Genomic DNA, 18,430 nt, shown 5'->3' with positions numbered 1-18,430 from the left:
TATGGGCAACGATAGATTACAGATGGCGATCGTCGGCTATGGCGGGATGGGCGCGTATCACGTGCATCTGGCCCACGCCAGCGATCGCATACGAGTAAAGGGTGTCTTTGATATTGACGATGGCCGCCTGCGGCTGGCGAGTGAAAGCGGGTTGGTCGCCTATCCGAGTTTTACCGCACTGCTGGCCGATCGGGAGGTGGCGATCGTGCTGATCGCCACGCCAAACGACGTCCATAAAACGCTGGCAATCCGCGCGCTGGAAGCCGGTAAACACGTCATTTGCGAAAAGCCGGTGGCGCTGACGGTAGACGAGTTTAAAGCGATGATGGCGGTGGCCGACGAAATGGGCCGCATGTTAATCGTTCACCAGAATCGCCGTTGGGATGAAGACTTCCTGACCGTGCGCCGTCTGTGGCAGGAAAAGCGCATCGGCGATATTTTTCACGTCGAGTCGCGGGTGCAGGGGGCGAACGGTATTCCGGGCGACTGGCGTCACTGCCCGGCGCAGGGGGGCGGTATGCTGCTGGACTGGGGCGTTCACCTCCTCGACCAGCTCCTGTTGCTCGACGATAGCGAGATTGACCATGTGTATGCTTCCCTCAGCTATGTGCTGGGTCACGAGGTTGATGATGGCTTTACCGCGCATATTGCGTTTAAAAGCGGGTTAACGGCGCATATTGAAGTGGGCACCACTAACTTTATCAAGCTGCCACGCTGGTATGTGAAGGGAACGGAAGGCAGCGCGCTGATTGCCGACTGGGATCTCAGCGGCGGCGTGGTGACGCGCGTACGCGAGAGCGTGGCGCCGGAACCCGTGCCGATTCAGGCCGGGGTCGGGCTGACTAAAACGATGGCGCCGCCCAATGAGGACGCCGTCGCCGAGCACCCGCTACCTGCGCCGCTGCATCCGCAAACCGGTTTCTACAACAACGTGGCGCAGGCGATCCTCGAGGGAGAAGCGCCGATGGTGAAAAACGACGAAGTACTGCGGGTGATGAATCTGATGGCGGCGATTGTTACCGCCTCCCGCGAGAGGCGCGTGGTCGAACACGTTGATAGCGTGAGATAATCCTGCGTTTAACCCGCCTTCGCCCGTGGAGCATTCGCTCTACGGGCGTTGTCGGTTATAATAGCCGTAACGACATGGGTATTGCCCATATAATCCGGCGCATTCCCGCCTCAAACGAGTATTTTTAATGAGTGAAATGATTTACGGCATCCACGCCGTGCAGGCTCTGCTGGAGCGCGCGCCTGAACGTTTTCAGGAAGTTTTTATTCTGAAAGGTCGCGACGACAAACGTCTGATGCCGCTGATCCACGCGCTGGAAGCGCAAGGTGTGGTGATTCAACTGGCGAACCGTCAGTACCTTGATGAGAAAAGCGAGGGTGCGGTGCACCAGGGGATCATTGCGCGCGTGAAGCCGGGTCGCCAGTATCAGGAAAACGATCTGCCGGATCTGCTCGCTACGCTTGATAACCCATTCCTGCTGATTCTCGACGGCGTAACCGATCCGCACAACCTCGGCGCCTGCCTGCGTAGCGCCGATGCGGCGGGCGTGCACGCGGTGATCGTACCGAAAGATCGCTCCGCCCAGCTGAACGCGACGGCGAAAAAAGTGGCCTGCGGTGCGGCGGAAAGCGTGCCGCTGATCCGCGTGACCAACCTGGCGCGTACCATGCGTATGCTGCAGGAAGAGAACGTCTGGATTGTGGGCACCGCCGGTGAAGCGACCCACACGCTGTACCAGAGCAAAATGACCGGCTCGATGGCGCTGGTGATGGGCGCGGAAGGTGAAGGTATGCGCCGTCTGACCCGTGAGCACTGCGACGAGCTGATCAGCATCCCGATGGCGGGCACCGTCTCTTCGCTGAACGTCTCCGTGGCGACGGGTATCTGCCTGTTCGAAGCGGTACGCCAGCGCAGCTAACGCGCAACCTCTACAGTTTGATCCTGGCCACCCTTTTGGGTGGCTTTTTATTGTGCATCGTCCCTGACCGTCCATAATTAATCTGTTGCCTATTGACGGAGGGAGACACAATGCACTGGCAAACTCACACCGTTTTCAATCAACCTATTCCCTTAAATAACAGTAACCTGTTCCTTTCCGACGCCGCACTTCGCGATGCGATAACTCGCCACGGCGCCGGCTGGGACAGCGAACTGCTGGCCAGTATTGGTCAACAACTCGGTACTGCCGAATCGCTGGAGCTGGGGCGGTTGGCTAACGCCCATCCCCCGGAACTGTTGCGCTACGATCCGCAGGGCCAGCGGCTGGACGATGTGCGCTTTCACCCGGCCTGGCACCTGTTGATGCAGGGGCTGTGCGCCAACCGTGTGCATAACCTTCCCTGGGAAGAAGATGCGCGCAGCGGCGCGTTTGTGGCTCGCGCCGCGCGCTTTATGCTGCATGCGCAGGTTGAAGCCGGCACGCTGTGCCCTATCACCATGACTTTCGCCGCGACGCCGCTGTTACAGCAAGCGCTGCCGCCGCTGTTTGCCGACTGGCGCACTCCCTTGCTGAGCGACCGCTACGATCCACATCAGCAGCCCGGCGCGCAAAAACGGGGCCTACTGATTGGCATGGGGATGACCGAAAAGCAGGGTGGTTCAGACGTGCTGAGTAACAGCACGCGAGCAGAAAGGCTGGAGGATGGCAGCTATCAACTTACCGGACATAAATGGTTTTTCTCGGTACCACAGAGCGATGCGCATCTGGTCCTGGCGCAGGCCGATGGCGGGCTGACCTGCTTCTTCGTGCCGCGACTGCTGCCTGACGGTACGCGCAACGCCATTCGCCTTGAGCGGTTGAAAGACAAGCTGGGCAATCGCGCGAATGCCAGTAGCGAGGCGGAGTTTCAGCAGGCGCTTGGCTGGACGTTGGGTGAAGAGGGCGAAGGGATTCGTCAGATACTCAAAATGGGCGGCCTGACCCGTTTTGACTGCGCGCTGGGCAGCCACAGCCTGATGCGCCGCGCCCTCTCGGTGGCGCTGTACCATGCCTTCCAGCGCCAGGCGTTCGGGCATAACCTGGTTGACCTGCCGCTGATGCGTCAGGTGTTGGGTAAGATGGCGCTCCAGCTGGAGGGGCAGACGGCGTTCCTGTTCCGCCTGGCCAGCGCCTGGGAGCAGCCACACGACGCGCTATGGGCGCGACTCTTCACGCCCGCCGCCAAGTTCGCCATCTGCAAGGCGGGTATTCCGTTCGTGGCTGAGGCGATGGAGGTGCTGGGCGGGATAGGCTACTGCGAAGAGAGCGAACTGCCACGCCTGTATCGCGAGATGCCGGTGAACAGTATCTGGGAAGGCTCCGGCAATATCATGTGTCTCGATGTGCTGCGCGTGCTGATGAAACAGCCGGATGCGCTTGCGCTGCTGGCCGCTGAGTGTGCGGAAGTGAAAGGCCTGGATCGCCATTTCGATCGCCACTGGCGTCAGCTTCAGCAGCGGCTTCGCAAGCCTTCACAAGCGCAGGGCCGTGAGATTACCGGCCAGCTCTATCTGCTGGGCGTGGGGGCGCAGATGCTGCGTTACGCTTCTCCGCCGTTGGCGCAGGCCTGGTGTCGAATGATGCTCGATCCGCGCGGTGGCGTGCTGCTGCCTGAACAGGTGATAAGCGAAGTATTACATCGGGCTACGGGCAGGGGAAGGTAGTGCATGAGGGGGGGGAAGAAGCGTGGTGGATGAACGCTTCTTCCTCTAGCGGCTGGTCTCAGGCATAGATAATCGCCTGTGCACGCCAGTTATCTTGCTGGGGTTCTTCGTACATTTGAACAATACGATACCAGGAGGCGCCCTGTTCATCCGCCTTGCGGGCGATAACCAGTTCGACGTCTTCCAGACTCCCGGCGACATTGTTTACTGAAATCAGTCCGATCTCATTGAGCCCGGTGACACAATCGGCGCTGGCGAACTCTGCAGATTGCGCTGCAGCAGCGTGCGTGCCGCCTGACAAAAGCAGGGTAGATAAGGTAATTGATTGTTTCATCGTCAGCTCCATTTCACATAACCCACCAGGGCAGTCCATAGAGACGCATGTCCTGTACTCCGACAGAGGCGTCATTGTGCATCAAGGAAACGTGAAACGGTGCAAACCTACGTAAAGCTACTCAAGGTTACTTACGGTAAAGGATTGCCTGTGAATACCACTGCCCGGGCACGACGGTATCGTCTATCATCACGATCACGTAGTAATCCGCTTTCTGCGCGGTGGCTTTCGCCCTGATCGTCTCTTCAACGTCCATCGGCGAGCCATAAATCAGCGCGCTAACCGTACCCATGCGCTGCAAACCTTCCGTCTGGTTGCGACGAATCTCCTGCGGGTGGTCGGTTACCGGAGGCGGCGCTTCAGGCGTGCCTTCCAGCAGGGTACAACCGCTCAGCAAGAGCGCCAACAACAGTGGGATTAACCGTTTTATCGTCATTTCCCGTTTCCTGATAGCCATAGTGTAGTGGGGAAAAATTTCCCTTTTGGGTTAATGTTCCTGATTTGTTAACCATAGCGCTATTTTCGAATGAAAATAACACGAAACCGTAACCGGGTTCTCAATGTTATCAATCAAGCGTATTGTCGTTATATTACTGAATCCATTTTCGTCTGCTATATCAGCATAGCTAAAGGAGAGGCCCGATGGTTGAACTGGAAACTCGCACGTTAGCAGGACAGCAAGTTCTGCATGCCTGGCCTAAAGGAGGCGCGGAAAAGGCGCTGCCAACCATTGTGTTTTATCATGGCTTTACCTCTTCTAACCTGGTTTATAGCTATTTTGCCGTGGCCCTGGCGCAGGGTGGTTTTCGGGTAGTGATGCCGAACGCGGCAGAGCACGGCGAGCGTTTTAACGGCGATGGCGCCGAGCGCCTGCAGCATTTCTGGCAGATTCTGCTACAGAATTTCACCGAGTTTCCGGCGCTGCGCGACGCGCTGCTGGCAAGCGGAATGGTGAGTGAAGGGCGGTTGGCAGTCGCTGGCGCATCAATGGGGGGGATGACCGCACTGGGGTTGATGACGCATCACCCGGAGCTGAAGTGTGTCGCCAGCCTGATGGGATCGGGCTATTTCACCGAGCTTTCCACTACGCTGTTTCCACCTCAGCCACAGCAGCGGGAACGCCTGATGGCTCCGCTGGCAAAATGGGACGTGGGCCATCAGCTGGCGCGCCTGTCGGACAGGCCACTGCTGCTATGGCACGGTGAAGAAGATGATGTGGTGCCCGCCGGAGAAACCTTCCGCCTACAGCAGGCACTGCATGACGCCGGGCTGGATACGCATCTAACCTGCCTCTGGCAAGCAGGCGTTCGCCACCGCATTACGCCAGAGGCGCTGGACGACACGGTGGCGTTTTTCCGCCAGCATCTTTAAACGCGGATCACCTGCACGCCCTGATCCTCAAGCTTTTTGAGGAGCACCGGGTCGGCCTGTTTTCCGGTGATGGGCAAATTATCGCCGTTAGCGATACAGCGCGGCGCTGGCGTGGATCAAACCGTCGCTACCCGGTTCATGCACCAGGATAGGCTGGAAGTATTTTGCTCCCTGAGCATCGCTCTCCTGACTGAGCGCCTGCTCGGCCTCTTGCTCAGTGGCGATATTATGATTGATATAGATAACCCCCAGGCTGTGAACATCGTCCATGTTACGCGCCTGACGGCCATCGATCTTAATGGCGGCCTGTGCGCTGGCGCTAACCAGTAGCGTAGCGATAATGGCAATAATGATGTTTTTCATACTCGACTCCTGACTCACGGCCCTGACGGTTACTCGGCTCTCCTGTGGTGGTGGGGGGCTTCTGATTTAAGTGTAATCACTCTTTGGCGGATGTATCGCGACCATTTCTGATGCTGTCGTTCAAAAAAATGCATCATCCGTTACTGTTCAATTTTAAATCATCTACTTAGATCAACTTCACGCTTTGTGCGAACTTTTTGCGCAATTAGCTTGAGTTTCAGGGGGCAGGCAAGTATTATGACGCGTCAATTTTTCAGCCGCCCTTTAACACGTTCCTTGCCTCCATGGGCCGCGGCTGACCCAGACAGGAGGCTGAATAATCCGTAAGGAGCAATTCGATGCGTCATTACGAAATCGTTTTTATGGTCCATCCTGACCAGAGCGAACAGGTTCCGGGTATGATCGAGCGTTACTCTGCTGCCATCACTGGTGCAGAAGGCAAGATCCACCGTCTGGAAGACTGGGGCCGCCGTCAGCTGGCTTACCCGATCAACAAACTGCACAAAGCTCACTACGTTCTGCTGAACGTTGAAGCGCCGCAGGAAGTGATCGATGAGCTGGAAACTACCTTCCGCTTCAACGATGCCGTTATCCGCAGCATGGTTATGCGTACTAAACACGCTGTTACTGAAGCATCTCCGATGGTTAAAGCGAAAGACGAGCGTCGTGAACGTCGCGATGATTTCGCTAACGAAACCGCAGATGATGCTGAAGCTGGGGATTCTGAAGAGTAATTTCTGATGACCAACCGTCTGGTGTTATCCGGCACCGTGTGCAGGATGCCCCTTCGAAAGGTCAGTCCATCAGGAATTCCTCATTGCCAGTTCGTGCTTGAGCATCGTTCTGTGCAGGAGGAAGCCGGGTTTCACCGGCAGGCGTGGTGCCAAATGCCTGTAATAATCAGCGGGCAGGAAAACCAGGCCATTACTCACAGTATAACGGTCGGTAGCGCAGTCACCGTGCAGGGTTTTATCTGTTGCCACAAAGCAAAGAATGGCCTGAGCAAAATGGTACTGCATGCCGAGCAGATTGAATTGATAGATTCTGGAGACTAGCCATATGGCACGTTATTTCCGTCGTCGCAAGTTCTGCCGTTTCACCGCGGAAGGCGTTCAAGAGATCGACTATAAAGATATCGCTACGCTGAAAAACTACATCACCGAAAGCGGTAAGATTGTCCCGAGCCGTATCACCGGTACCCGTGCAAAATATCAGCGTCAGCTGGCACGCGCTATCAAACGCGCTCGCTACCTGTCCCTGCTGCCGTACACTGATCGTCATCAGTAATCGGTCACGGTCCATTAATACGACTTTGAGAGGATAAGGTAATGCAAGTTATTCTGCTTGATAAAGTAGCAAACCTGGGTAGCCTGGGTGATCAGGTTAACGTTAAAGCGGGCTACGCTCGTAACTTCCTGGTCCCGCAGGGTAAAGCTGTTCCTGCTACCAAGAAAAACGTTGAATTCTTCGAAGCACGCCGCGCTGAGCTGGAAGCCAAACTGGCTGACGTTCTGTCTGCTGCTGAAGCTCGTGCTGCGCAGATCAACGCACTGGAATCCGTAACCATCGCGTCTAAAGCTGGCGACGAAGGTAAACTGTTCGGTTCCATCGGTACTCGCGACATCGCTGACGCTGTAACTGCAGCCGGCGTTAAAGTTGCTAAGAGCGAAGTTCGTCTGCCGAACGGCGTTCTGCGTACCACTGGTGAGCATGAAGTGGACTTCCAGGTTCACAGCGAAGTGTTCGCTAAAGTTATCATCAACGTTGTTGCTGAGTAATCTGCAACCCACGTTTTGATAACAACAAGACGCCGGCCTCGTGCCGGCGTTTTGCCTTTCTGGCCCACCACTTTTCGACTGGCTATTTTTCATCCTTTTCGCGATAATCAAAAAATTAAAACAATATTTTAATTTTTTGGTTAAAGAATGGACACTCTCCGCCAGCATCCGCTATTTTCCCGCAAGAACGTTGTCTACCTCTGTGCCGCTTTCTGCTGTCTGCTGTGGGGCAGTGCTTATCCGGCTATCAAGAGCGGATACGAAATTTTCCAGATTGCTGCCGACGATATCCCGACTAAAATCGTCTTTGCCGGCTACCGCTTCCTGTTTGCCGGGATGCTGCTGTTGCTGCTGGCCATGGCACAGCGTAAGCCTGTCGCACGTTTAAGCCCGCGCCAGTTCGGCCAGCTCACGCTGCTGGGGCTGACGCAGACCTCGTTACAGTACATCTTCTTCTACATCGGTCTGGCCTTCACCACCGGGGTGAAAGGGTCGATTATGAACGCCACCGGGACCTTCTTCAGCGTGCTGCTGGCGCACTTCATCTACCAGAATGACAAGCTCAGCTATAACAAGACGCTGGGCTGTATTCTCGGCTTTGCCGGGGTGATGGTGGTGAACTTCAACAGCGGCCTGATGGACTTCAGCTTTAGCCTGCTGGGCGATGGTTCGGTGGTGCTGGCGGCGTTTATCCTGTCGGCGGCATCGCTGTACGGTAAGCGCATTTCCCAGACGGTCGACCCGACGGTAATGACCGGCTATCAGCTGGCGATTGGCGGCCTGGCGCTGGTGATTGGCGGCTACCTGAGCGGCGGCACGTTGACCTTCCACGGTCTCTCCTCGGTGGCGATTCTCGGCTACCTGACGCTGCTCTCCTCGGTGGCCTTTGCGCTGTGGAGTATCCTGCTTAAGTACAACCGCGTGGGGATGATCGCGCCGTTTAACTTCCTGATTCCGGTATCGGGGTCGGTGCTATCGGCAATTTTCCTCGGGGAAAATATTCTCGAATGGAAATATGCGATTGCCCTGGTGCTGGTGTGTTCGGGGATTTGGTGGGTAAATAAGGTTAAGCGGTAATGCCTGATGGCACCCCGCTTATCAGGCAAACGTCACGGTTTTGTAGGCCGGATAAGGCGAAGCCGCCATCCGGCACTCTACACGGTTAGCGGGCGCGAATAAAGCTGCCGTCCGCCTGACGGGTAAACAGCACCTGCCCGTTATCAGATTCAATGGTCAGCCCGGTAACCACGCCGTTGGCGTTCTTACGAATCTGTACCTTTTGTCCGTTCTTGAGGTTGCTGAGCGGTTTGCCAGCCCCTTCTACCTGCGCCATGGCGTAAACGTCGGTCGGTGGCAGATTGTTGTCGCGGAACAGCTGCGCCAGGGTTTTTCCCGCCTCAACCTGATAGGTTCGCCATTCGGTACTGCTGCTGCGGCTTTCCTGGTACGGCTGAGTACGCGAGACGGGGGCCTGTTCCTGTTCACTCGGCTGCTCTTCCTGCACCGGCTCTGGTGCGACCGGGGCGACCTGGTCGAGGTCGTTAGACGGCGTCACCAGTTGGGCATGCAAAGGCTGCGTGTCTGGCTGCGGCTGTGATTGCGACTGGAAGTCGAGCTGTGCGGTACGGCTGACCGGCGTCGCCGGAGCATCGTCAGCGGAAGGCAGCAGGAAGCCGACGATAATAGCCAGTGCAGCAACAATCACGCCGCGACGGTGGGCAGGCGGCAGCGGGTCCAGGATGCGAAGATCGTCCGGCGCATGCCAGATTTTCACCAGCAAAGGTTTAATTTCAAATCTCCCGGGCATGGCTCTCCTCCTGCTCCGTGTCGATGCTATCCAGTATAGATGGCTAACTGCCTGATGAACGTGGCAAAGCGCACTTTCATCATATCCTATAGGCAAAACTTATTGTTTCTTTTTCCCGGTAATTTGTCATCTTTCCTGACACAAAGTTTTACCCTGTGCGGCGTGGCTGCTATGCTGCCCGCTACTTTATACCCGAAGAAAGGAAAGACGATGGCCACCCCGACTTTTGACACCATTGAAGCACAGGCAAGCTACGGCATCGGCCTGCAGGTTGGACAGCAGCTGAGCGAGTCCGGTTTGCAGGGTTTACTGCCGGAAGCGCTGGTTGCCGGTATCGCCGATGCGCTGGAAGGCAAGCAGCCTGCCGTGCCGGTAGACGTTGTTCATCGCGCGCTGCGTGAAATCCACGAACGTGCCGATGCGGTGCGTCGCGAGCGTTTTGCCGCGATGGCGGAAGATGGCGTGAAATACCTGGAAGAAAACCGTGAGAAAGAAGGCGTAAACAGCACCGAATCTGGTCTGCAGTTCCGCGTACTGACTCAGGGCGAGGGGGCAATCCCGGCGCGTACCGATCACGTTCGCGTACACTACACCGGTAAACTGATCGACGGCACCGTCTTCGACAGCTCCGTGGCACGCGGCGAACCGGCTGAATTCCCGGTTAACGGTGTTATCGCTGGCTGGATCGAAGCGCTGACCCTGATGCCGGTTGGCTCCAAATGGGAACTGACTATCCCTCACAGCCTGGCCTACGGCGAGCGCGGCGCGGGGGCTTCTATCCCTCCGTTCAGCACCCTGGTCTTTGAAGTTGAGTTGCTGGAAATCCTGTAATTCTGGCATTTATCCTCTCTCCATTCGGGGAGGGGATATAAAATCCTTAAGTTTGATATATCCTGGGATTTAATCTTGCAAATGCCGCTGTTGCGTGTATTTTTGTGAGCTGTTTCCCATAGGTGAGGTGATATAACACTCACTTTAAACATAAAATTAACATTATATTTAAATCATAGTATTCATCCCTCCGATTCTTACCTAATATCGAGACATCCTATAACCAGGATCGTTTTGCATGACGACATAAAGGGCCAGTAGAGCCCGCACAACACAGACAGAAACAACAGGAAGAAAATCACATGGTTGATCAGATCAAAGTCGCTGCTGCTTCAGAGCAGGAGCCGGCTGAACAGTCGCTACGGCGAAACCTTACTAACCGACATATTCAGCTGATTGCGATTGGCGGCGCCATCGGTACCGGGCTGTTTATGGGATCGGGAAAAACAATCAGTCTCGCTGGGCCGTCGATCATCTTCGTTTATATGATCATCGGTTTTATGCTGTTCTTTGTCATGCGTGCGATGGGGGAGCTGCTGCTCTCCAATCTCGAATACAAGTCGTTCAGCGACTTCGCGGCCGACCTGCTCGGCCCGTGGGCGGGTTATTTCACCGGCTGGACCTACTGGTTCTGTTGGGTTGTCACCGGGATGGCGGACGTCGTTGCGATCACCGCCTATGCCCAATTCTGGTTCCCCGGATTGTCTGACTGGGTCGCCTCGCTGGCGGTGGTCCTGCTGCTGCTGGGCCTCAACCTCGCCACCGTGAAGATGTTTGGTGAGATGGAGTTCTGGTTTGCGATGATCAAAATCGTCGCCATCGTCGCGCTGATTATCGTCGGCCTGGTGATGGTGCTGACGCACTTTACCTCGCCAACCGGCGTAGAGGCGTCGTTCGCGCATCTGTGGAACGACGGCGGCTGGTTCCCGAAAGGCATTAGCGGCTTCTTTGCTGGCTTCCAGATAGCGGTGTTTGCGTTCGTCGGTATTGAGCTGGTGGGCACCACCGCCGCAGAAACCAAAGATCCGGAGAAATCGCTGCCGCGCGCGATCAACTCGATTCCGATTCGTATCATCATGTTCTATGTCTTCGCGCTGATCGTGATTATGTCCGTGACGCCGTGGAGCTCTGTCGTGCCGGATAAGAGCCCGTTCGTTGAGCTGTTCATGCTGGTCGGCCTGCCGGCTGCAGCGAGCATTATCAACTTCGTGGTGCTGACCTCAGCGACGTCTTCAGCCAACAGCGGCGTGTTCTCTACCAGCCGTATGCTGTTCGGTTTGGCGCAGGACGGCGTAGCGCCGAGCCTGTTCGCCAAGCTTTCCAAACGTGCGGTACCGGCGAAAGGGCTGACCTTCTCCTGTATCTGCCTGCTGGGCGGCGTGGTGATGCTGATGGTCAACCCAAGCGTGATCGCGGCTTTCACCATGATCACCACCGTATCGGCGATTCTGTTCATGTTCGTCTGGACGATTATTCTGTGCTCCTACCTGGTGTACCGTAAGCAGCGTCCGCACCTGCATGAAAAATCCATCTACAAAATGCCGCTGGGCAAAGTGATGTGCTGGGTGTGCATGGCGTTCTTTGCCTTTGTTCTGGTCCTGCTGACGCTGGAAACCGATACCCGTGAAGCGCTGATGGTGACGCCGATTTGGTTCATCGTGCTGGGCCTGGGGTGGATGTTCTTGCGTAAGAACAAGCTGGCTAAGTAATCCGTATTGCCCGATGGCGCTTCGCTTATCGGGCCTACGAGCGCAGCCGTTGTAGGCCGGGTAAGTGCAGCGTCACCCGGCAGAACTGAGCTCGAAACCTAAAGCGCCCATCGTGGCGCTTTCTTCGTTTTTGCGCCCCATCTCGTAGCCCCCCTTTTCTCAACGTGCTAATTTCCCCGCCATAACCAAAAAGCATATGGAGATAAAATGCGTCAGAGAACGATTGTTTGCCCGGTGATTCAAAACCAGGGCGAATACCTGCTGTGCAAAATGGCCGACGATCGCGGCGTTTTTCCAGGCCAGTGGGCGCTATCCGGTGGTGGCATGGAGGCGGGCGAAACCATGGAAGAAGCGCTGCGTCGCGAAATCCGCGAAGAGCTGGGCGATGCGCTGGAGATTACCGACGTGAAGCCGTGGGCTTTCCGTGACGATGTGCGGGTGAAAACCTACGCCGACGGTACCACCGAACAGATCTATATGATTTATCTCATCTTCGACTGCGTGAGCGCCAATCGTGATGTGACGTTTAATGAAGAATTTCAGGCGATCGCCTGGGTGAAATCCGAAGCGTTAGCGGGCATGGATCTTAATGTGGCAACGCGAGAAACCTTCCGCCAGAAAGGTCTGCTGTAGTCAAAAAACGCCTCCCGAATGGAGAGGCGTGGGATAACGTTATTCGCCTTTGAGCGCGCGCGGGAACAGCACGTTATTCTCGAGGCTGATGTGCTCCATCAGATCGTCAATCAGCGCGTTGATGCCGTTGTACATCGCCTTCCAGGTGGTGCAGGCTTCCGGCGGAATGGTGACGTTCTGGGTAGTGTGCTTGATCACTTCCAGCAGTTCGCCCGCTTCATCGTGCTCGCTTTCCATTACGCTAATCGGCCCGATGGCCTGGCTACCCATCCCCTGTTTGATCATCGGGAACAGAATCTGCTCCTCTTTCATCATGTGGCTGGAAAGCTCCTGGTGCAGCATGGTCAGGTATTTCGCCAGACCTTTCGGTACGTTCGGCTTGTCGGCGTGCACGCGTTCAACTTTGGTTGCCTGCAGAATCAGCTCCGGCAGCTGCTCACGGTGACGGTCGTGATAACGCACCACAATGTGGTCGATGATTTCGGCCAACGGCGCGGTGCGCCAGTCTTTTTCCACCGGCTCTTCTGCCAGTTTTGCCAGCTCGGCCTCAATCACGGCAACGTCCAGATCTTTGCGAGTGGCCGCACGGCCAAGCGTCTGCTTACCGCCGCAGCAGTAATCCATATCATATTTACGGAACAGCGCGGATGCGCGTGGAATGGAGAGCGCCAGCTCGCCTAAAGGTTGGTCGCGAAAGGCCATAGCAGTTACCTCGTCATCAATAATATAAGGTGTATTTTAAATACATCTTTAAGGCGATGATATACCCCTTTATGGGGAGGGGATTTTAAGTGATGGGTGTCACAAAAAATTATTGCCCTTTAACGTGCTGAATCTTATTGAGAATAGCGCTGGTAAGACCTGAATCGATTAAATAAGCCCGCCGCGCTGCCGATAGTGAGACTTCAGATCACCTGCACAAAAAGGCAAATGATGTTTAAAAGAATAAAAGTAATCACCGTACTGATTGTTGTTCTGGTCGCGCTGGGCGCGATGCAGATGATTTCAGCCGGTGTATTTGTACGCGCGCTGAATAACGATAAGCAGAACTTTACCGTCTCTCAGCTTTCCAGCCAGAACGTGGCCGAGTTTACCGACGCATGGATTAGCCTTAACCAGGCTCGCGTGACGCTTAACCGCGGCATGCTGCGTCTGCAGGGGACGATGGCGAGCAGCGTCAACGGCGGCGAGCTGAAAACGCTGGTCGATACGGCGAATAATCTGCTGGCTGAAGCAAAACATCATTACGACAAATATTACGCGCTGCCGGAAACGCCGGGGCTGGATAGTCATCTGTCGGACAGCCTGGAGAAACAGTACGGCATCTATTCCGCCACGCTGGCACGCATGAATGAGCTGCTGGCGGAAGGCAAACTGGAGGAGATGTTTAAACAGAACGCCGAACAGAAGCAGCGGGCCATGCAGGCCGTCTATCAAGACTGGCGCGCGGCGCAGGCGTTGTTGACGAATGCCGGCATCAAACAAAATGAAAGCGACTATGTACGTATTCTGTGGACGCTCGGCGCAATCATGCTGCTGGTGGTGGCGGTGATTGTGGTGAGCTGGGTCGCGATGCAGCGCGTGCTGCTCAAGCCGTTGCATAACGTGATGGCGCACATTGGTCATATCGCAGAAGGCGATCTGACCAACGACATCAATACCGAGGGCAGCAATGAAATGGCCCTTCTGGCTCGTAACGTCAACGACATGCAGCAATCATTAGCGAAGACCGTAGGCGTGGTGCGTGAAGGCGCAGATACCATTTACACCGGTGCAGGCGAAATCTCTGCCGGCAGCAACGATCTCTCATCGCGCACCGAGCAACAGGCGGCATCGCTGGAAGAGACGGCGGCCAGCATGGAGCAACTGACCGCGACGGTGAAGCAGAACGCCGATAACGCCCGTCAGGCGACGCAGCTGGCCCATAACGCTTCTGAAACGGCGCAGAAGGGCGGTAATGTGGTTGACGGCGTGGTGCGCACGATGGACGAAATCGCCGCCAGTTCCAGCAAAATCGCGCAAATTACCAACGTGATTGATGGCATTGCCTTCCAGACCAATATTCTGGCGCTGAATGCCGCGGTGGAAGCCGCGCGGGCGGGCGAGCAGGGACGCGGTTTTGCGGTGGTCGCCGGGGAAGTGCGTACGCTGGCGCAGCGCAGCGCCCAGGCGGCAAAAGAGATTAAAGCGCTGATTGATGACTCGGGCAACCGCGTCAGCGCCGGTTCGGCGCTGGTACACGAAGCCGGAGAGACCATGGCGGAGATCGTCAACGCGGTGACCCGCGTCAGCGACATCATGGGCGAAATCGCCTCGGCCTCTGACGAACAAAGTCGCGGTATTGATCAGGTGGGTCAGGCGGTTGCCGAGATGGACCGCGTCACGCAGCAGAACGCCTCGCTGGTGGAAGAGTCGGCCAGCGCGGCCGCGGCGCTGGAAGAGCAGGCCGCACGCCTGAACCAGACGGTGGCCGTGTTTAAAATCAGCCGCCAGCAGCAGCGCCAGCCCGCACCGGTGAAGAAAGCTTTCGCTCCGGCGGCAAAATCTACGCCGCTGAGCGAAGCGAACTGGGAAACCTTTTAGGTAACAGCGAGCGCCTTGCCGAATGGCGGTGTGAACGCCTTATCCGGCCTACATAAGATCGTGCCGTCCTTGTAGGCCTGATAAGCGCGCAGCGCCATCAGGCATCCCCCGAAACCGGCACCACCGCCGGTTTCTGCGGTTTCGAGCGCACCGCAATCACCACGCCGATAACCAGCAGGGTAATACCGCTTAGCGTCAATATTGGCGGCATTTCCTGGCGCAACAGGAAGGTGTACAGCAGCCCTGCCAGCGTTTCAAAGACAATCAACGGCCCGAGGATCACCGTCGGTAGCCGCTGGCTCGCCACGTTCCAGCAGAGCGCCCCGACCCACGAGCACAGCACGGCGATGGCAATCATCAGGCCAATAAATACCGCTGGACGTGGGCCAAAAGGCAGTGAGAAATCGGGCGTCTGGGTATTTAGCCATGCGCAGGCCGCGATATAGCCCACGATGGAAACCGGCAGCGTCACCAGCGCCTGTGCGGTCGCCCACATTAATGGCGGCTGGTGCGGATTTTCTCGCAGCCAGCGGGCGTTACGTAGCGCATACCACGCCCAGCACACCACCGAAATACTCGCCAGCGCAATGCCGGAACCGTAGCGCCAGCCGCTAAAGTTCGGTAGCCCCTGATGCAGTTCGGCGACGTTGACGCACAGCAGCCCAAAACCGATCAGTACCAGCGCGGGCATCAGCCGTAGCCAGGAAAGCTTGCCGTCGCGCTGGCTATAAAGCAGGTTGGCGAATACCGGTATCACCACCGGCAATGTGCCGATGATCATCGTGGAAACGGGCGCACCGGTGCGTTGAATCGCGCTGGCCAGGCAGAAGTAATAAATCAGGTTGCCCATCATGGTGAGCCCTAGCGCCGTCCACCAGTCTTTGCGCGTGAGCTGGCGCAGACGTGCGCGGCCCAGCCAGGCCAGCGGCAGGGCGATTAGCCCCAACGCCAGATAGCGCCCCATCGACTGCAATACCGCCGGGTAATCCGGCACGATAAGCGGCCCCACAAAAATCAGCCCCCACATCAAACCCGCTAACAGGGCGTACAGCACACCGCTAATCATCGTGATATCCACTTCGGTTAAACATGCGCAAAGTGTAGGAGGGCAAATGGATTCAGTATTGTACGAGATTGCTGATTAGCGACGGATGACCTGTTTTTGATAACGCACGGGCGTAATACCATAGCGTTGAGTGAAGGCTCGGGTGAGGTGAGACTGGTCGGTCAGACCGGTGGCCGCGGCCACTTCGGCAGCGGGCATGCCGTGAGTGAGAAACTCTTTAGCGCGCCACAGGCGCACCGCCATCAGCATCTGGTGCGGCGTGACGTGGAAGTGGGACTTAAACTGACGCTGAAAGTGCCACGGGCTGAGCGCCGCGACGTTCGCCAGCTCATCGAGCGTGATCGGATGCATATAGTTGTCGTACAGATAGTCGCGGACGTGGGCAAAGCGGTGCGCCCCTTCGGCCAGAACCGGCGCGTGACAAGCGAGCGGCTGGAAGGTGTCGATTAAATCCAGCAGCAGTCCTTTCTGCGCTAGCGGATCGTCGGTGTGCCACAGCGCATGGATCTGACGACCGATTTGCAGCGATCGCTGCGGGTCGTGGCGGGTGGCGTCGGCAAACCACCAGTGGCGAATGCCGGTGACGCGCTCAAGCAGACTGGGGTCGAGATAAATCATCCGGTAACGCCAGCCGTCGGCGGTTTCCGCTTCGCCGGTATGTAGCTCGTCCGGATTCATGGTGACGATAGAGTGAGTGGGCGCAACGTGCTGGGTACCACGATAACGAAAGCGTTCGGCCCCGGCTTCAATCACGCCGATACCAAACGCTTCGTGGGTATGGGGTTCAAAGGCGTAACGTGAAATATGGGCATGGTACAGCTCTACGCCCGGCAGCTGCGCCAGATGGCGAAAGCGCGCGCTGTCTTTCTCGTCGTTGAACTGTTCCGGTACGCCTTGCACGTCACTTCTCCCTCTGGGTCATTCCTTCATTATCAGAGATGACCCGCCGAGGCGCTACCCCATTTAACGTATTCTTAACGCTTACAGGATACCTTTTACGCTCTCGGCAAGGGACGTGCTCGGGCGACCGATCAGCTTGCTGAGCGTATGGCTGTCGTCGAACAGGCCACCTTTCGAGGCGCCGATGTCCGAGTCTGCGAGCATGTCAGCCAGTCCGACAGGCAGGCCAACGCTTTTCAGCGCGGCGGCAAAATCCGCCTGGCTCAGGTTCTGGTAAACCACGTTCTTACCGCTCTGTTTTGCCAGTTCCGCGGCCAGTTCACTCAGCGTCCAGCCGTGGTCGCCCGCCAGTTCATATACCTTCCCGGCATGGCCGTCTTCCGCTATCACGCGCGCGGCGGCAGCGGCGTAATCGGCGCGGGTCGCGGAGGCAATTTTGCCTTCACCGGCAGCACCGATAAACACACCGTGTTCCAGCGCAGCAGGCGCGCTCGCCAGATAGTTTTCGGTATACCAGCCGTTGCGCAGCAGCGCGTAAGGAATGCCGGAGTCGGCCAGCATTTTTTCCGTGGCGACGTGCTCGTCTGCCAGCCCCAGCGGAGAGGTGTCGGCGTGCAGCAGGCTGGTATAGGCGATGAATTTTACGCCTGCGGCTTTCGCGGCGTTGATGATATTGCGGTGCTGCGGCGCACGCTGGCCGACTTCGCTGGAGGAGATAATCAGCAGCTTATCGACACCCTGTAGGGCTTTGGTTAACGCCGCTTCGTCGCCGTAGTCGGCCTGACGAACAACGACGCCTTTCTGGCTTAGCGCTTCGGCTTTTGCCGGGTTACGGACAACGGCAACGAGTTGGTTAGCGGCAGTGGTGTTGAGCAGGTTAGCAACAACGTGCTGGCCAAGCTGGCCGGTGGCTCCGGTAATCGCGATCATGGGTATTCTCCTTCGTGTTCGTATGGTGTTGTGGTAAGCTAACACCATAACTAACTTTTAGTAAGTACGTACGGAAAGGTAAGTATGAAAGAAAATAATCCGACGCTGACGCAAAAGATGCGTAACGGCAATTTGTTTGCCGAGCGCTGCCCCTCGCGAGACGTACTCAAACATGTGACCAGCCGCTGGGGCGTACTGATTCTGGTGGCGCTGCGTGAGGGCACGCACCGGTTTAGCGACCTGCGGCGTAAAATGGGCGGCGTGAGTGAAAAAATGCTCGCCCAGTCGTTGCAGGCGCTTGAGCAGGACGGCTTTATTAACCGCGTTTCCTACCCGGTGGTACCGCCGCATGTAGAGTATAGCCTGACACCGTTGGGAGAAGAGGTGAGCGAAAAGGTGGCGGCGCTGGCGGACTGGATTGAGGTGAACTTGCCGATGGTGATGGCGCAACAGGGCCCGACACAGGCGTAAAA

At 56.7% G+C, this 18,430-nt stretch carries 22 protein-coding genes and 1 pseudogene; 14 read left to right on the top strand and 9 right to left on the bottom strand.

Annotated features, from left to right (window positions below; genetic code table 11):
• The first annotated feature begins 1 nt into the window (after position 1).
• The 3 genes from ABTW00_RS21220 (at position 2) to ABTW00_RS21210 (ending at position 3,652) form a co-directional block, all read left to right on the top strand.
• A complete protein-coding gene (locus ABTW00_RS21220) occupies positions 2 to 1,069 on the top strand; it encodes a Gfo/Idh/MocA family protein (RefSeq protein ID WP_433637455.1) in 1,068 nt (355 codons plus the stop codon).
• Positions 1,070 to 1,196: 127 nt separating this feature from the next.
• Complete coding sequence (rlmB, locus tag ABTW00_RS21215) at positions 1,197 to 1,928, top strand: 23S rRNA (guanosine(2251)-2'-O)-methyltransferase RlmB (protein ID WP_064546875.1); 732 nt, start codon at positions 1,197 to 1,199, stop codon at positions 1,926 to 1,928.
• 110 nt (positions 1,929 to 2,038) lie between these two features.
• Positions 2,039 to 3,652 carry an isovaleryl-CoA dehydrogenase gene (locus ABTW00_RS21210; RefSeq protein ID WP_433637452.1) on the top strand — a complete coding sequence of 538 codons (1,614 nt, stop codon included), beginning with the start codon at positions 2,039 to 2,041 and terminating at the stop codon, positions 3,650 to 3,652.
• A 58-nt stretch (positions 3,653 to 3,710) separates the two neighbouring features.
• Here ABTW00_RS21210 and yjfN read toward each other — a convergent pair whose 3' ends face one another.
• Positions 3,711 to 3,998 carry a DUF1471 family protease activator YjfN gene (yjfN, locus tag ABTW00_RS21205; protein ID WP_074416801.1) on the bottom strand — a complete coding sequence of 96 codons (288 nt, stop codon included), beginning with the start codon at positions 3,996 to 3,998 and terminating at the stop codon, positions 3,711 to 3,713.
• A gap of 115 nt (positions 3,999 to 4,113) precedes the next feature.
• Entirely contained in the window at positions 4,114 to 4,443 is a 330-nt protein-coding gene (gene bsmA, locus ABTW00_RS21200; RefSeq protein ID WP_074416802.1) for a biofilm peroxide resistance protein BsmA, read from the bottom strand.
• Between the two features lie 185 nt (positions 4,444 to 4,628).
• Between bsmA and yjfP the strand changes: the two genes are divergently transcribed.
• On the top strand, positions 4,629 to 5,357 hold the full coding sequence (gene yjfP / locus ABTW00_RS21195) for an esterase (RefSeq protein ID WP_433637449.1): 729 nt from the start codon (positions 4,629 to 4,631) through the stop codon (positions 5,355 to 5,357).
• Here yjfP and ABTW00_RS21190 read toward each other — a convergent pair.
• A pseudogene (locus ABTW00_RS21190) lies at positions 5,354 to 5,437 on the bottom strand (HTH-type transcriptional regulator UlaR); the annotation flags it as partial. The gene yjfP and the pseudogene ABTW00_RS21190 overlap by 4 nt on opposite strands.
• 7 nt (positions 5,438 to 5,444) lie before the next feature.
• Positions 5,445 to 5,720 carry a DUF1471 domain-containing protein gene (locus tag ABTW00_RS21185; RefSeq protein ID WP_064546886.1) on the bottom strand — a complete coding sequence of 92 codons (276 nt, stop codon included), beginning with the start codon at positions 5,718 to 5,720 and terminating at the stop codon, positions 5,445 to 5,447.
• Positions 5,721 to 6,058: 338 nt separating this feature from the next.
• Here ABTW00_RS21185 and rpsF point away from each other — a divergent pair, with 338 nt between their 5' ends.
• The 5 genes from rpsF (at position 6,059) to ABTW00_RS21160 (ending at position 8,575) form a co-directional block, all read left to right on the top strand.
• On the top strand, positions 6,059 to 6,454 hold the full coding sequence (gene rpsF, locus ABTW00_RS21180; RefSeq protein ID WP_042321529.1) for a 30S ribosomal protein S6: 396 nt from the start codon (positions 6,059 to 6,061) through the stop codon (positions 6,452 to 6,454).
• Positions 6,455 to 6,460: 6 nt separating this feature from the next.
• Positions 6,461 to 6,775, top strand: a complete 315-nt coding sequence (gene priB, locus ABTW00_RS21175) for a primosomal replication protein N (protein WP_064546888.1) — start codon at positions 6,461 to 6,463, stop codon at positions 6,773 to 6,775.
• A 4-nt stretch (positions 6,776 to 6,779) separates the two neighbouring features.
• The gene (gene rpsR, locus ABTW00_RS21170; RefSeq protein WP_000135199.1) at positions 6,780 to 7,007 is read left to right on the top strand and encodes a 30S ribosomal protein S18; all 228 of its coding nucleotides are present in this window, start codon (positions 6,780 to 6,782) and stop codon (positions 7,005 to 7,007) included.
• 41 nt (positions 7,008 to 7,048) lie between these two features.
• Positions 7,049 to 7,498, top strand: a complete 450-nt coding sequence (gene rplI / locus ABTW00_RS21165) for a 50S ribosomal protein L9 (RefSeq protein ID WP_064546889.1) — start codon at positions 7,049 to 7,051, stop codon at positions 7,496 to 7,498.
• Positions 7,499 to 7,645: 147 nt separating this feature from the next.
• Positions 7,646 to 8,575: a DMT family transporter gene (locus ABTW00_RS21160; RefSeq protein ID WP_064546892.1), complete on the top strand. Its 930-nt coding sequence runs from the start codon at positions 7,646 to 7,648 to the stop codon at positions 8,573 to 8,575.
• Between the two features lie 85 nt (positions 8,576 to 8,660).
• Here ABTW00_RS21160 and ABTW00_RS21155 read toward each other — a convergent pair whose 3' ends face one another.
• On the bottom strand, positions 8,661 to 9,305 hold the full coding sequence (locus tag ABTW00_RS21155) for an OapA family protein (RefSeq protein ID WP_065356647.1): 645 nt from the start codon (positions 9,303 to 9,305) through the stop codon (positions 8,661 to 8,663).
• 210 nt (positions 9,306 to 9,515) lie between these two features.
• Here ABTW00_RS21155 and fklB point away from each other — a divergent pair, with 210 nt between their 5' ends.
• The 3 genes from fklB to nudI all read left to right on the top strand — a co-directional run bounded on the left by fklB (position 9,516) and on the right by nudI (position 12,478).
• Positions 9,516 to 10,136 carry an FKBP-type peptidyl-prolyl cis-trans isomerase gene (gene fklB, locus ABTW00_RS21150; RefSeq protein ID WP_035893271.1) on the top strand — a complete coding sequence of 207 codons (621 nt, stop codon included), beginning with the start codon at positions 9,516 to 9,518 and terminating at the stop codon, positions 10,134 to 10,136.
• A 302-nt stretch (positions 10,137 to 10,438) separates the two neighbouring features.
• Complete coding sequence (gene cycA / locus ABTW00_RS21145) at positions 10,439 to 11,845, top strand: D-serine/D-alanine/glycine transporter (RefSeq protein WP_065356648.1); 1,407 nt, start codon at positions 10,439 to 10,441, stop codon at positions 11,843 to 11,845.
• 207 nt (positions 11,846 to 12,052) lie between these two features.
• Positions 12,053 to 12,478, top strand: a complete 426-nt coding sequence (nudI, locus tag ABTW00_RS21140) for a nucleoside triphosphatase NudI (RefSeq protein WP_433637443.1) — start codon at positions 12,053 to 12,055, stop codon at positions 12,476 to 12,478.
• Between the two features lie 39 nt (positions 12,479 to 12,517).
• Here nudI and ytfE read toward each other — a convergent pair whose 3' ends face one another.
• Positions 12,518 to 13,180 carry an iron-sulfur cluster repair protein YtfE gene (gene ytfE / locus ABTW00_RS21135; protein WP_065356650.1) on the bottom strand — a complete coding sequence of 221 codons (663 nt, stop codon included), beginning with the start codon at positions 13,178 to 13,180 and terminating at the stop codon, positions 12,518 to 12,520.
• Positions 13,181 to 13,411: 231 nt separating this feature from the next.
• On the opposite strand from ytfE, the gene ABTW00_RS21130 reads away from it, so the two are divergent.
• The gene (locus tag ABTW00_RS21130) at positions 13,412 to 15,061 is read left to right on the top strand and encodes a methyl-accepting chemotaxis protein (RefSeq protein WP_433637440.1); all 1,650 of its coding nucleotides are present in this window, start codon (positions 13,412 to 13,414) and stop codon (positions 15,059 to 15,061) included.
• Positions 15,062 to 15,158: 97 nt separating this feature from the next.
• On the opposite strand, the gene ABTW00_RS21125 is transcribed toward ABTW00_RS21130, so the two are convergent.
• The 3 genes from ABTW00_RS21125 to ABTW00_RS21115 form a co-directional block, all read right to left on the bottom strand.
• Positions 15,159 to 16,127: a DMT family transporter gene (locus ABTW00_RS21125; RefSeq protein ID WP_271448067.1), complete on the bottom strand. Its 969-nt coding sequence runs from the start codon at positions 16,125 to 16,127 to the stop codon at positions 15,159 to 15,161.
• A 75-nt stretch (positions 16,128 to 16,202) separates the two neighbouring features.
• The gene (locus ABTW00_RS21120) at positions 16,203 to 17,027 is read right to left on the bottom strand and encodes an AraC family ligand binding domain-containing protein (RefSeq protein ID WP_433637436.1); all 825 of its coding nucleotides are present in this window, start codon (positions 17,025 to 17,027) and stop codon (positions 16,203 to 16,205) included.
• Positions 17,028 to 17,108: 81 nt separating this feature from the next.
• Positions 17,109 to 17,957 (bottom strand): SDR family oxidoreductase, encoded by an 849-nt coding sequence (locus ABTW00_RS21115; RefSeq protein ID WP_433637434.1) that lies wholly within the window; start codon positions 17,955 to 17,957, stop codon positions 17,109 to 17,111.
• Between the two features lie 84 nt (positions 17,958 to 18,041).
• Here ABTW00_RS21115 and ABTW00_RS21110 point away from each other — a divergent pair, with 84 nt between their 5' ends.
• On the top strand, positions 18,042 to 18,428 hold the full coding sequence (locus tag ABTW00_RS21110; RefSeq protein WP_163445832.1) for a winged helix-turn-helix transcriptional regulator: 387 nt from the start codon (positions 18,042 to 18,044) through the stop codon (positions 18,426 to 18,428).
• Positions 18,429 to 18,430: the final 2 nt, after the last annotated feature.

Source organism: Kluyvera georgiana, from assembly GCF_050990895.1.
In the GTDB taxonomy this organism is placed as follows: domain Bacteria; phylum Pseudomonadota; class Gammaproteobacteria; order Enterobacterales; family Enterobacteriaceae; genus Kluyvera; species Kluyvera georgiana.
This window is presented reverse-complemented; position numbering and strand designations above follow the sequence as displayed.